Source organism: Pseudoalteromonas thalassia, from assembly GCF_049257215.1.
GTDB lineage: Bacteria > Pseudomonadota > Gammaproteobacteria > Enterobacterales > Alteromonadaceae > Pseudoalteromonas > Pseudoalteromonas lipolytica_C.
The window spans coordinates 81,614-96,356 of sequence record NZ_JBMMUE010000003.1 but is presented as its reverse complement, the minus strand read 5'-3'; the positions used below and the strand labels follow the sequence as shown (position 1 = coordinate 96,356).

Here is a 14,743-nt window from a genome sequence, read left to right as displayed (position 1 = left end):
TCGTAATATTTTAATCTAATGTAAATGGCATGTACAAAGTGGATGTTCGTAATTAACAGTGGATTCGTTGCAATTAGATTCAATCTGTTCAAGAGGTCCCACTTTGAATGCTTCATATTTTAATGCTAGTTCAAATGGCTTTGTTTTAAAGCTTACTACATTCATCCTATTTGCTGGTTCTTTATTTTGCAGTCAACAGGGCAAAGCTGAGCAAACAGGCTGGTTTTTATCAGGACAAATAGGTTCAGCTTCAACAGACCTCAGCAAAAAAAAACTAACGTCATCATTAATTGAACAAGGAGCCTTAATTAACTCTGTGTCGATTAAGGACTCAGATACAGGTTATCAAGCTGCAATTGGTTATAAATTCAATTCGTTCTACTCACTGCAAGTTGGTTATGTAGATTTTGGCGAAAGACATTTCAGCTTTACTGGTGAAGTCAGCGACATAGACAGCTTACACAGTACCATGGAACAAATTTACCCAGAATCAGCAAAGGGGCCGCAAATATCACTTTTAGCATCGTGGCCTGTTACCAAAGAGATATCACTGACTGGTAAGTTGGGGTATTTAGATTGGCAACAAGATTACCAATACCAAATAGACTCTTCACAGCTATTTAATGCAAAACGAAGTGGCAACAATGTCACCTTTGGCATTGAAGCAAGTATTGCTGTTTTTAAAAGTACTCAAGTTTTTATTAGTTACGACCATGCAGCGCTGGATGCAACTGATGCTTCGATGCTCTCTATTGGCGCAAGATATTACTTCGACTAACTCATTATCGATGTGCGCAAGGGGCGTACATTTTAAATTATCTCAAGGAATAGCTGAGAACATGAGTAAATCACTCTTGATGATATTACTCGCAGCTTGAAGTTTCTACAGGAACACTACGTCATGCTATCAACAATTATTAAATACCTATACCTAATAGCGCTTATTGCGCCTATGTCTATATTGGCTATGCCAATAACAATCATTGCACCGAACGAGACTTTCACACTCGATGTTGAGCCAAGTGACAGCATTGATACGGTAAAAGGGCTTGTTGAGCAGCAGACGAGTATTGCGCAAGCTCGGCAGACTATCACCTTTAATGGTCAAACATTAGAAAATGGTCGGTCATTGTCTGATTATAATGTGCAAAAAAATTCAACACTCAATGTAACTAAATCGAATGCAGCACCTAGCTTTAGTGCTAATAGTCCTTGGCAGCAAGTAGGTTCAATTCCTTCGTCAGTGGGGGATTCGACAAATTTAAACATTACTGTAGATAACAACAATATCCCTTACATTATTTTTAAAAATGGTCAAAGTCAGGCGGTTGTTTATAAGTTTAGCGATACAAATACATGGGAATTAGTAGGAGGAAGTGCGCTTTCAACAGACTCAGCCTCTAACACCGATATAGCGTTTGATACGAATAACCGTTTATACGCTGCATTCATTTCGGGCACGAGTGTTTCGAAGAAAGTTGTGGTTAAAGAGCTGGTAAATGGTAGTTGGAATGAACTTGGTTCTGATCAAATAACAGGCTCAAACCTAAATCATATTGACTTGAAAACAGATAAGAATGGCGTGCTATATCTTGCTTATGGTAATTCTTACTCTTATGTAAAAAAATGGGATGGCACGAACTGGGTTAGTGTAGGCTCTCAGGCAAGTGGCGGACGCTCAGAAAGCCCTGAAATAGCATTTAACTCAATGAATGAGCTACATATAGTATCTCGAATAACAGAGCGTATTCCTGCCTTTGTAGAAGTTAGAAAATTTGATGGCGCCAATTGGCACAGTCTAAGCTCAACAGGTTTAAGTGGTCTATCAGGTGGTTATCCTCAAATTGCATTTGATAGTCAAGACACCGCTTACGTCTCACTTATTAATTCAACGTCATATCAGGGCCCAGTTAAGGTAGTTAAACTTGTCAATGATAGCTGGTCTGAAGTGGGGGATACCTCAACCTTTTCGGCAATTAGAATCTTGAATCTGTTAATAGATTCAAACGATAAACCTTTAATTGCGTTTAGTGAACAAGCGACTAACGGGAGAGGGCAATTATATATTTATGAAAACAATACATGGAGTTCATTAGGTCAGGTTGCCCCTGCAGATAAAGCGTTTTATTTCGGTATCAGAATGAGGGCGGCACTCGATAGTGCTAATACGTTTTATGCAATTGATACAACGACTGAGATTGGTTCTCCGTTCGTTGTTAAAAAAACATATTCTGCTTTTGAAAACTACAGTAAAAATATTTCAGAAGGCACTACAGGCGAAACCTTATTCAATAATGTGAGTATTGCAGATGCAGATAATGATGAGGTCACATTAACTGTAACACTCTCAGATACACAGTTTGGCTCGTTGTCTGGTACAGCAAGCGGTTCAGCATCAATTAGTTATGATGAAGCTACGGGTATCTTAACACTCTCTGGAAATCTAACTGATGTTAATGCGTCAATTGCAAGTATTGTATTTAATGGTTCTACAAATGGAGCTGGGAATTTTACAATTAGCTTTTCTGTAACCGATGGTACGGCCTCAAGTTCAATTATCGTTGGCAACTACTCTGTTAAAGAAATTAATGACCCACCTTCAGTTAGTATAAATACAGGACTTTCAATTAATGAAGGCGATTCAAAAGTTATTACTAATAGTATGTTATCTGCAAAAGATAGTGATGACTCTGGTACAGGGTTAACATATACGCTTAAATCAGTACCTACGAATGGTAGTTTGTTTGTCGATGCTAATGATAATGGTAGTTTAGACTCAGGTGAAAAGCTTGCTGTGAATGGCACGTTTACCCAGCAAACACTTGATGATTCAAAGCTTTATTATAAGCATGATGGTAGTGAAACTACGTCAGATAGTTTTAATTTTGACTTAGCTGATGGAGGAGAAGACTCTGTCGAACCAATTACAAATCAAGTCTTTAGTACCACAGTCATCCCAGTTAATGATCTACCCGTTATTGAATCTGAACCTGTAACAGCTGTGCAAGTTGATCAGCTATATAAATATCAAATTATAGTTACCGATGCTGAGAATGATGAGATATCTATAACCGCTTCTTTTGGCGACTCTTTTCTTAGCTGGGTTGCATATGATAACTCAACGAGAACGATAACAGGTCTCCCAGAACAAGCGGATATTGGTATTTACCCTATCACGATTCATGTACTTGAAAATGGAGTTGAAAAACTTAAACAAGAATATTCTTTAAATGTAACTCGCAAGAACGAGGCGCCTGTTATAACTTCCTCTGCACAGGTTTGGGCAACTGAAGACACTGAATATTTATATTCAGTTAAGGCAAGTGATGCGGATATAGGTGATACCCTTACATTTAGTGCCATTGGTTTACCTAGTTGGCTAACAATTGATTCAAAAACTGGCGTTTTATCAGGCACACCAACAAATGATGATGTTGGCACGCATTATGTTGCCGTTGTTGTAACAGATTCTTTAAATGCATCGGACAGACAGGATTTTGTTATTAATGTTGCTAATGTTAATGATAAACCAACGATCACATCTACTCCTGTCACAACAGCAAAAGAGGGCGAGCTCTATAGTTATAAGTTTACTGCAGTAGATGTTGATCCTGGTGATTCGCTCACATACTCAGGTTTAAATCTGCCTTCTTGGTTAACCTTTAATAGTGTCAGCCAAGTCTTAAGTGGTACTCCCACAAACGAAAATGTTGGGAAACATGCGATTACCTTGCTTGCTGTTGATTCAAAGAATGAAGCAAGTACTCAGAAATATACGCTGACAGTTTTGAATGTTAATGATGCGCCTGTCAGCCAAAATGATACAGCTAGTGTTGATGAAGATAATATTGTTGCGATAAATGTCTTAGAGAATGACACTGATGTCGATAGTCAACTGAACCCTGCTAGTGTGATGGTTGTCACACCCCCAGAGCATGGTAAAACGAGTCTTAATACAGCAACGGGGGTAATTACCTATACTCCGAATAAGGACTACAACGGCAAAGATAGTTTTACTTATACTGTAGAGGATATGGAAGCCAGTCGTTCGAATACTTCAATTGTCTCGATAACTATCAATGCAGTGAATGATGCTCCGATTGCTCTAGGTGATGAGATCACAACAGACGAAGACATGGCGGTCGAAATCGATGTGGTGGCAAACGATAAAGATATTGATAGTAATGATGCAATTGATCTATCAACTCTCGAAGTCGTTACATTGCCTGAAAATGGGGATGCCAAAGTAAGTAATGAACTGATTATATATACACCAAAAGCCAACTTTAGTGGCAGCGATTCGTTTACATATCGTATTGCTGATAAAGCAGGGGCATTTTCTAAAAGTGCCACTGTGCTGATCACTATTGGTGAGATTAATGACGCACCGGTTGCAAGCGCTGATACGTTTGAGTTAAACGAAGATATCCCTACGATACTTTCTATTTTAGATAATGACGTCGATGTTGACAGTGAGTTATTGGTAAAAAATGTAACAGTTACAAAAGATCCAAGTCATGGTGTTTTAAATATTGATAGTGAATCAGGACAAATCACCTACACACCACAAAGTAACTATTTTGGTAGTGATGGCTTCAGCTATGCGGTTAAAGATGAACAATCTCTTATGTCAAATATTGCACCTGTTAACTTAACTATTAAAAGCATAAACGATGCTCCAATAGCTAACAATGATACAGCCGTGATTTTGGAAGACACACTTCATAATATCAATGTGTTAGGAAACGATTCTGATGTTGATGGTAGTCTAGATGAAAGCAGTATTGAAATTGTGAACGCTCCACTTCAAGGTATTGCTATCGCGTCTCAGGGAGTTATAAGTTACACACCTAATGCCAATAGCAATGGCGAGGATACGTTTACCTATCGGGTAAAAGATGATCTAGGTGAATGGTCAAACGCAGCGCGCGTGTCATTAACGGTCACACCTGTAAATGATGCACCGTTAGCTAACAATGATACTGTGCAAATAAATGAAGATGAATCAATAGTGATAAATGTGATTATCAATGATGATGACGTAGATGGCAGCATTGATGTTTCTTCACTGCAAATCGTGAATTCTCCTTCTTTCGGGCAGGTTGTGAACAATGCAGATGGTACGTTTGCTTATACACATACTAGTAACTATGTAGGAATCGATTCATTCAGTTATACCCTTTTTGATAACGAAGGTGCTAAATCCAATATTGCTTCAGTGACTATTACCATCTTGTCTGTAAATGATGCGCCTGTTATTGAATCGGCAGCGTTAACTTCTGCGACACAAGATGAGTTTTATAGTTATACATTAGTTATCAATGATGTAGACAGTGCTGATAGCTATAAGTTGAGCGCCCCAGAACTGCCAGGTTGGCTTAATTTTAATCTTGCAACAGGTGAGCTAAGTGGTACACCCACTAATGATGATGTGGGCACTCATGCTGTTACTTTATTAGTAACTGATGCCGAAGGGTTAACTGATACACAAACCTTTGTTATCACAGTTGCCGATGTTAACGATGAAGCAACCGGTGGTATTAGTATCAGTGGCGAGGCTAAACAAGGCCAAACCTTGCGTGTTGAGTCAACCATTGAAGACCCTGATGGCGTGGGTGAATTTACTTATCAATGGATGCGCAATGGGGTATTAATTTCAGGTGCAACACTATCGGAGTACATGCTAACCGATGCTGATATCGGCGCGACGATAACGGTTGTAGTAACCTATGTTGATGGCAACGGTAATACTGAGACCTTTACATCGGGTGCAACCAGCCCTGTCATTATTGCAAACACTGCGCCTGTGGCTAACGGTGAACAACTTAGCACAAATGAAGACGAGAGCATCACCTTTACACTCAGCTATTTTGATGAAAATGGCGATGATCTGACATTCAACCTAGTGACACCGGTTAGTAATGGTACGTTAACGATGGATGCTAATAGTTTCACGTACCAGCCGAATGCTGACTTTTACGGTACTGACAGTTTTAGTTATCAAGTATCAGATGGAAAAGTAAGTTCAGAGCTTGCCACCGTTACTATCATAGTGAATCCAGTAAGTGATGCACCTATCTCTGTGCCGGATAGCTTTACGATTAATACTGACTTAAATGAGTTTATGATTTTAGACGTGCTGGCAAATGATCGTGATGCAGATGGCGATGAGTTAACTATTCTCAATGCTACAGCCAGTGCAGGTGTTGTCCGGATTGTTGATAATAAGCTTGAGTATCTCGCACCTGTTGGAATGACTGGTGAAGTTGTAATCACTTATCAAATTAGAGATAGCAGTGGTGAAATAACCGAAGTGACTTTAGTTGTTTCGTTAGTCTCAACATCACAGAACATTACAATTATAGCGCCAGATGACAGAACAATTGCATCTGAGGGGTTATTCACAAAAGTAAACATGGGAACGGCGATTGCACTTGATTCTTTAGGTAATCCAGTGCGAGTAACAGCTAGCTCTAAAGGATTTTTTGCATCAGGTACCCATACCGTTGTGTGGACTGCTGGTGAAGGCAGTGACCAAGTCTCGGCAACACAGCTGATCCATGTTGTACCCCAAGTCAACTTTAGTAAAGACCAAACAGCTACAGAAGGGACAACAGTGACGATTAAAGCCATTCTCAATGGTGATGCAGTAAGTTACCCTGTTATTGTTCCATACTCAGTGTCAGGCGATGCAACACAAGGGCTTGACCATGATTTAGTGGATGGAGAGTTTGTCTTTAACAAAGGACAGCGAGAGGCGCAACTTATTGTAAATTTAGCACAAGATGAGTTTGAAGAAGGCAGCGAAACAGTCGTAGTTAGCCTGTCTGATCCACAAAGTGCTGTAATTGGTCCTTTAGGTACACATACATTGACTATTGCAGAGGGTAATGTCGCACCAAGCGTACAATTATTTGCAAGTCAAAACGGCCTTACTACACGAATAATAGATAAGCATGCCGGTGAAGTGACGATTAGTGCATTAGTGATCGATGCAAACTTAGCTGATACCCATAGTTATGATTGGAGTGTGTCGAGCGACAGTATTGTAGATATCGATCAGATTGACGATCAATTTAGCTTTGACCCTAGCAATGTGGAAAATGGTACTTATCAATTTACCATTGTTGCCAGTGATGGTGATAAAACAGGCTCAATGAAATTAGAATTAACAATTTTAGAGTCTGCACCTTTACTCACTTCAGAAGATACAGATTTTGACGGTATTAGTGATCTACAAGAAGGTTATGGTGACAGTGATAATGACGGTATTCCTGATTATATCGATTCAGTCTCTTTGGCGAAAAATGTGTTGCAAGAGAAGTTCAACGAAAGTGAGTTTTTCTTAATGGAAACAGAGCCAGGCTTGCAGCTTAGCCTAGGACATGTTGCCTTTGTTGCACACGGTACGCAAACGGGAATTACTGGAGAAGAAGTTGAGCAATATGCAAATAACAGTCAAAACAACGTTGTTGACGCAAGCTTTAACTATGAAAATGGTGTATTTGATTTCAATGTGACTGATATACCAGTGCCAGGGCAATCTGTGAGTATTGTTATGGCGCAATTTTCTCCGGTTCCGAGCAATGCGGTTTATCGCAAGTTGATGCCTACAGGTTGGACTGAGTTTGTCGTAGATAGTAAGAATAGTATCGCTTCAGCACCGGGTGTTGAAGGGTTCTGCCCACCACCTCGTGATGAACAATATGAAGAAGGCTTAAAAGAAGGCTACTGGTGTGTGCAATTGACTATCGAAGATGGTGGTCCTAATGATGCGGATGGACTAGTCAATCGTGCAATCGAAGACCCAAGTGGTTTAGCAACGTTAGCCGGCACAAATACTAAACCTGATGCGCAAAACGATACTGTAGTGGTTAAACGTAATACAGCTACTTATCTTGATGTGTTATCAAATGATAGTGATGCTGATGGCGACTCATTGACCTTAACATCTGCCTCAGTTGATATTGGCCAAGTTAGTATCGCTAATAATCAATTGTATTTCACTCCACAAGCAGAGCATCTAGGAACGGCAAGCATTTCCTATGCAATCTCTGATGGTCAAGGTGGTTCAAGCTACGCTAAGGTAAATGTTGATGTTGTTGAAAATGAAGCACCAAGTATTTCTCTCATCGTGGATGTGAGCACTGAGGATCAAAACCCAGTAACTGTAGACGTTTTAGCAAATGTGTCAGATGAAGATAATAATTCATTCATTATTATTTTCGCATCGGCAAATAATGGTACGGTCATTATCAATGCTGATAACACCTTAACCTATACACCAAACGTTGGTTTTGAAGGGATCGATACGGTGACATTTACAGTATCAGACGGTGATGGTGGTACTGTTGAAGGGCAATTTAATGTTTTAGTGAACTCTAAAAAACGGGTAACTGTTGAGAGTAAAACACGTGGAGGTTCATTGCCTCTAGGTTTAATTGTTTATCTCTTCTTCTATACGCTTTATAGACGTTACTCGCAAAAAGTACGCCGTTAAAAATAAAAAAGCCAAGCATTAGCTTGGCTTTTTTCATCTCTTTGATGAGATTAAGGCTGATAGTAAATCGGTGATTCAGGGCCAACAGGGAAGCCCAGTACAAACACCCATAAGTAGAATAACGCCACCCAACCAACAAAGAAAATCATACTGTATGGAAGCATGGTCGCAACCAATGTACCAATACCCATGTCTTTCTTATACTTAGTTGCAACAGCCAGTATCAAGCCAAAATAGCTCATCATTGGTGTAATAAGGTTAGTAACCGAGTCACCAATTCGATACGCCGCTTGAATAGTTTCTGGCGCGTAGCCAATTAGCATTAACATTGGCACGAAGATAGGTGCAGTTACAGCCCACTGCGCTGAAGAAGATCCCAAACTTAAGTTTACCAATGCACACATTAAAATGAATAGCACGAATACTTCTGGACCTGTTAGGTTTAGAGCTTGTAACAGAGCAGCGCCGTTAATCGCTAAAATTGTGCCTAGGTTAGTCCATTTAAAAAAGGCAACGAACTGCGCGGCAAAGAAAACCAGCACAATGTACATCCCCATCGAGCTCATGCTTTTACTCATGGCATCGATGACATCTTTATCGTTTTTCATAGTGCCAACAACACGGCCGTAAACAAAACCCGGAATACCGAAAGTAACAAAGATGAATACCACAATGCCTTTTAAAAATGGCGAGTGTGCAACAAGGCCTGTTTCTGGATTACGCAAAATGCCGTCTTCAGGAACAATTGTCCATGCAAGTAATAATGAAACCACTAACAGTGAAACACCCGCCCACTTAAGGCCTGATTTTTCTTTATCGGTTAAACCTGCAATGTCATTTTTTGGCAAATCATTACTTGCTTCATCAGGGTTGTACTTACCAAGGCGTGGCTCGACGATTTTTTCAGTAACGAAAGTGCCTAAAATGGCAATTAAAAATACTGAGATCATCATGAAATACCAGTTTGCTTCAGCGCCAACTTGGTAATTTGGATCAATCATTTGTGCTGCAGGTGTAGTAATACCTGCAAGAAGAGGGTCAATGGTGCCTAGCAATAGGTTGGCACTGTAACCGCCTGAAACACCTGCAAATGCCGCAGCAAGGCCCGCAAGTGGGTGGCGACCAAGGCTGTGGAATATCATGGCTGCTAGTGGAATCAGTACGACATAACCAAGCTCTGATGCTGTATTTGATAAAATCGCAGCAAATACCACCATGAAAGTAACTAGGCGTTTAGATGCGCCCATTACCATGCCTCGCATAGCTGCAGAAAGTAAACCTGAGTGCTCTGCAACACTCACACCTAATAAAGCAACTAATACTGTACCAAGAGGTGCGAAGCTCGTGAAGTTTGTAACAAGGCCTGTGACGATACGCTGCAGGCCTTCGGCACTGAGCAGGCTGACAACTTCAATAACACCATCGGGGTCGCGTCCAGCAGCGCCTTCTGGGCGTGGGTCGATGGCACTTAAACCATACCAATCGGCAATGCCACTAAATACAATAATGGCAACACAAAACATTGCAAATAATGTGATTGGGTGAGGGAGCATATTACCCAAAAATTCAACGGTGGCTAAAAATCGGTTAAACAACCCATTATTGCCACCCTCATGGGTGTTGTGAGAGTTTATAGTTTTTGACATGTCCAGTTCTCGTTATTTCAAAATGGCGCTAACCTAGCATTTTTTACCGGACAGATCATGTTTTAGCGGTGGGAAATCTAATAGGTACGTTCCAATACGCCCTTGTATAGCAAGGGATAGCGGCGCAAACGCTTACCAATGTAATCATCGGCTAAAATTTGCGCACAGACTTGCTCTACATCATTCGTTGCTTCAAACACCCAATCAAAACGCTCAATAGCAAGTAAAAAACCTCGTTTAAGAAACTGTTGCTCACGATAGTAGCTAAGATTGTCGCGAATAATATCTAGCTTACTTGGGTCATTTTTTAATTCATTAATAACCTGATTTATAAATGCAACTTGCTGCTTGGATTCAGCTTTTACCCGTCGTTTCATTACTTATTTATAGTTCCTGCTCTGCGATATAAAGCACTTTCTTCATAAAGTCTTCTTTGTTTTTTTCGTGTTGATAGTCAAGGTGATAGGTATTATGAAAACCAAAGCGTAGTAATACACCACTGCCTTTTAGATAGACTGTATATCCATCGATATCAGAAAAAGCGCAAATACCTTCATAAAGCTTTCCATCTTCATGGTCTTCACCGTGTTGAATGATTTTTTCATACACAGAAAGAATTAATTTACCGTCTAGTTCATTTTTCATGATGACTCCTTTTTAATGTAGTACGTTTCATATCTATAAAAAGTTTAGTGCTATTTTTAATGTTTTGAGTGTTTCTATGGCTTAGTTTGCGATAAATCATTAAATCTGCATTTAGCCAGCAGATGTCGAAAATTTACAATATTTTGTCTTACCTTAAACTTAAAATTGGTTTTATTTGAGGGACGCACAATGAGTTATAAATTAATACTACTGATACTACTAACAGGCTTGTTGCTTGTAAGCCAAAGCATATCAGCAAATACAGCCCCCCTTGTTTTAGAAAATGAAACAGGGAAAATAGTCAAACTTGAAAGCTACTTAGGCAAAAAACCAGTTTACTTAAAGTTTTGGGCTACTTGGTGCAAGCCATGTATGGAGCAGATGCCGCATTTTCAGCATGCTTACGAACAGTATGGCGATAAAATTCAATTTGTAGCAATTAATATCGACCTCAATGATGATGCACACGCTGTTGCTAAGGTTAAAGAGCGTTTTTCACTTAGCATGCCATTATTTACCGATCATACAGGCCGGGTTGCTAAACATTATGAATTTATGGGCACCCCTTTTCATGTGTTAATTGATAGCGATGAAAAGGTTATTTTTCAAGGCCACGAAGCTGATAAGCCGCTTGATAACACGTTACGCTTGTTGTCACACAATGGTAAAGTTGAAAAAGCGCGATTATTAGGTGAAAAGCAAGGTAAAGCGGCTCCTTTGGTTATTCCGAATAAAGGCAAAAAAGCAGTGCTATTCACCGCAACATGGTGCGACTGGTACTTAGCAGACACTCGCCCTGCAATGGCAAAGCAGTGTGAATTGGCGCAGCAACATGTTAATCAGTTGGCAAAGCAAGGAATTGATGTCGAGGTTAAAGTGAGTCAGTTATGGACAGATCAAAGTGCAGTGCAAGAATATATTGATAAATTCTCTGTAACCATGCCAGTTTCAATCGATTATGGAAATGAGTTATTTATCGAAAATGGCATTAATTCGGTACCAAGTTTACTTCTTTACAACGATGGAAAAATAGTCTCAACACAGGCTAAATTTTAATAAAAACCGTGTGATTTTGCTTTGTAATTATGCAAATTTAGCCTATGCTCAAGGCTCATTACACAGTGAGCCTAGAGCATGATAGATAAGGCATTATTAGCAAAAACACGCGAGTTATCTGACCGATTAATCGCACTGCAAACACCCATTCGTATCCTTGATGCGATCAACTGGGATAAACAAATCAAAGAAGAGTTTTTTAAGCATAAATGCCAGAAAAACCCAACAGTTGATCAAGCCTATTACCAACAGCGTGACCTTGGTTTTGTACCAAGCGAACTGCGCCGTGCGTTTTCTGATTTAAATCGCGATATCATCAGCCAATTAGGGCAACTAAACCCGATTGCGCAATACATGAGCAAGATGTGTACTGAATATAAAACCGTACTTAGTATGATTGAGTATCGTGGTACCCCTGAATTTCATGATCTGTCTGTAGAGCTGTTCGGTCACCCTAAAGATTTATTCCATGCTGGAGAGCCGTCACTTTCAGAGCTTGCAACTATGCTTGAGCAGCCACTAAAGAGTATGCTTGATGCCGATATCTTGCCTGATGATCCAAAAAATATCGATGCAGAAGATGCGGTGAAAATTCTAGCAGCTCAAGTGTCTCAAACGATGCCAGGCATTGATGTTGAGGTCATTCTGAGTGATGGTATCGTCAGTGATGCCGCAGCTGGTGCAAATAATATTAAACTTAATCAAGATGTTAAGTTCTCTCAGCGTGAGCTTGATATTCTTGAAGTGCATGAAGGCTGGATCCATGTGGGTACGACGCAAAACGGTCTTGCTCAGCCATATTTAACTTGTTTAAGTAAAGGCACACCGAGCTCCACGGTCACCCAAGAAGGCCTTGCTGTCTTAACCGAAATTATTACTTTAAAGTCGACGCCACGACGTTTAGCAAAATTAGTGAACCGTATTCAAGGTATTACTAAGGTTATTGATGGCGCGGAGTTTGTTGATATTTATCGTGACTATGTAGCGCAAGGTTTGAGTAAAGACGACAGCTATACACTCACACAACGAGTGTTTAGAGGCAGTACAGCAACAGGCTTACCTTTTACCAAAGATATCGCTTATATCAAAGGTTTCGTGTTGGTGTATAACCTTATCCGAGTTGCCATTCAGTTAGGTCGAATTGATCAATTGCACTTGTTATTGGTTGGTAAAATTTCGATTGATGATTTCAGACTGATATCACAATTGCATGATCTAGGTGTGATTGAAGACCCTAAATTTATTCCGCCACACTTTAAAGACTTACGAGGCCTAGCAACTTGGCTAAGCTTTGGCCGTTTTATCGGCAACTTATCGTTTGAGCAATTAGAAAACGACTATAAACCACTCTTTATTTGAATAAATATATAAAAAAATGCAGCTGGAATGAGCAGCTGCATTTTAAGAGTTAAAGCATGTTGCCTTACATGCTTTTAGTCGAGGAAACGATTAACCGGTGAGTGCGTCAACCTGCACTACATCATTCAGTACGATAACTTCTGCACGTTTGAAGAAGTTAAAATCTGTTGCGGTTGCTAATGTGTATGCACCCATCATACGGCTGATGATTAAATCACCATTGTTTAATTTTGGTAGCATAATTGACTCACTTACTACGTCGATGCTATCGCAAGTCGGGCCTGCTAACACTGACTCAACACGTTCGTTTGATTGTTTGAACGAGTCGATAGGGTACGAGGCTTCATCGAACAATAAACCACTGAATGAGCCGTAAATTCCATCATCTAAATAGTACCAAGGCTTGCCATCACGTAACGCTTGACCCATTACCGATGCAACACTGGTTACAGCACTAGCTACAATAAAGCGACCTGGTTCAGCAATTACGCGAACTGTCTCTGGTAACTGTGCTAAGGCATCATTAATAGGCGCACAAAACTCATCAATTGGCAGCACATCTTTGTTGTAAGGCACTGGGAAACCACCGCCGATATCAAGCGTACTAAGCGCAGGTAATCCTAATGCGGCTACGTCGTTAATCACTTGGTTACATGCAGCAATAGCAGTGACATACTTAGTTGGACTCGCTGTTTGCGAACCAACATGGAACGACAACCCTTTGATACGGATACCTAATTGTTGCGCGTAGCTAATGATTTCAATGGCCATTGCTGGGCTGCAACCAAATTTTTTCGATAAATCAGCGAATGCTTCCGCATTACGAAAACTTAAGCGAACAAGTAACTCAACCTGGTCTTTGTATGCAATGAACTTTTCTAATTCATTGATGTTATCAACCACAAACACATTACAACCGTATTCAAGTGCATCACGGATATCACGATCACGTTTGATTGGGTGCGTGTGAATCGTTCGGTCACTTGGTACGCCTTGGCTGGCGACTAAGTCTACTTCACCGCTGGTTGCTAAATCAAAGCTGGCACCTTCTTCTAAAAGCGTACGAACAACCGCAGGATGAGGCAGTGGCTTTAATGCAAAGTGTAAAACAACGCCAGGTAAAGCACGGCTTAATGCACGGTATTGATGACGAACAGATTCACAATCTAGCACCATTAATGGCGCGCCATGTTGTGCAACAAGTTGCTCAATAAATTGGTTTGATGGTTGTGCAATTGATTCATTTGCAGCAACCGACGCTGCAGGTACTTTGATTGTTAAGTCTTGTGTAAGGGTTGAAATAGCCATTTTACTCTCCGGCAATTAAGCAACTGCCCGGAAAAAAATGGAAGTCCGAGTCAGTTGAGTGTTATTAAGCGCACAGTATGTTCTGTGCAATCAAATACACTCTTGGATAGTTGCTCTATCGCCTTGCTACAAACAGTGTTTGTAATGTACTCGGATTGGCTATCATCAAGAAGCGGCGTGATAATAGATCTGCTTTTTTATTTGCGCAATAAAAAATTTCAAAAACAGA

General features: G+C 40.2%; 8 protein-coding genes. 4 read left to right on the top strand and 4 right to left on the bottom strand.

Annotation, left to right across the window (positions count from 1 at the left end; genetic code table 11):
* Positions 1–103 precede the first annotated feature (103 nt).
* Both AAEU31_RS05090 and AAEU31_RS05085 read left to right on the top strand, forming a co-directional pair.
* Positions 104–778 (top strand): outer membrane beta-barrel protein, encoded by a 675-nt coding sequence (locus AAEU31_RS05090; RefSeq protein WP_421966647.1) that lies wholly within the window; start codon positions 104–106, stop codon positions 776–778.
* 123 nt (positions 779–901) lie between these two features.
* A complete protein-coding gene (locus tag AAEU31_RS05085) occupies positions 902–8,500 on the top strand; it encodes a tandem-95 repeat protein (RefSeq protein WP_421966646.1) in 7,599 nt (2,532 codons plus the stop codon).
* 50 nt (positions 8,501–8,550) lie between these two features.
* On the opposite strand, the gene AAEU31_RS05080 is transcribed toward AAEU31_RS05085, so the two are convergent.
* The 3 genes from AAEU31_RS05080 to AAEU31_RS05070 all read right to left on the bottom strand — a co-directional run bounded on the left by AAEU31_RS05080 (position 8,551) and on the right by AAEU31_RS05070 (position 10,791).
* Positions 8,551–10,146 carry an AbgT family transporter gene (locus AAEU31_RS05080; RefSeq protein ID WP_135926342.1) on the bottom strand — a complete coding sequence of 532 codons (1,596 nt, stop codon included), beginning with the start codon at positions 10,144–10,146 and terminating at the stop codon, positions 8,551–8,553.
* A 77-nt stretch (positions 10,147–10,223) separates the two neighbouring features.
* Complete coding sequence (locus tag AAEU31_RS05075; protein WP_421966645.1) at positions 10,224–10,523, bottom strand: hypothetical protein; 300 nt, start codon at positions 10,521–10,523, stop codon at positions 10,224–10,226.
* Between the two features lie 7 nt (positions 10,524–10,530).
* Positions 10,531–10,791 carry a DUF3081 domain-containing protein gene (locus tag AAEU31_RS05070; protein WP_135926344.1) on the bottom strand — a complete coding sequence of 87 codons (261 nt, stop codon included), beginning with the start codon at positions 10,789–10,791 and terminating at the stop codon, positions 10,531–10,533.
* Positions 10,792–10,980: 189 nt separating this feature from the next.
* On the opposite strand from AAEU31_RS05070, the gene AAEU31_RS05065 reads away from it, so the two are divergent.
* Both AAEU31_RS05065 and AAEU31_RS05060 read left to right on the top strand, forming a co-directional pair.
* Positions 10,981–11,847 carry a TlpA family protein disulfide reductase gene (locus AAEU31_RS05065; RefSeq protein WP_421966644.1) on the top strand — a complete coding sequence of 289 codons (867 nt, stop codon included), beginning with the start codon at positions 10,981–10,983 and terminating at the stop codon, positions 11,845–11,847.
* 78 nt (positions 11,848–11,925) lie between these two features.
* Positions 11,926–13,206 carry a flavohemoglobin expression-modulating QEGLA motif protein gene (locus tag AAEU31_RS05060; protein ID WP_135926346.1) on the top strand — a complete coding sequence of 427 codons (1,281 nt, stop codon included), beginning with the start codon at positions 11,926–11,928 and terminating at the stop codon, positions 13,204–13,206.
* A 90-nt stretch (positions 13,207–13,296) separates the two neighbouring features.
* Here the strand turns inward: AAEU31_RS05060 and AAEU31_RS05055 are convergent, their stop codons facing one another.
* Positions 13,297–14,514: a type III PLP-dependent enzyme gene (locus AAEU31_RS05055; RefSeq protein ID WP_421966643.1), complete on the bottom strand. Its 1,218-nt coding sequence runs from the start codon at positions 14,512–14,514 to the stop codon at positions 13,297–13,299.
* Positions 14,515–14,743: the final 229 nt, after the last annotated feature.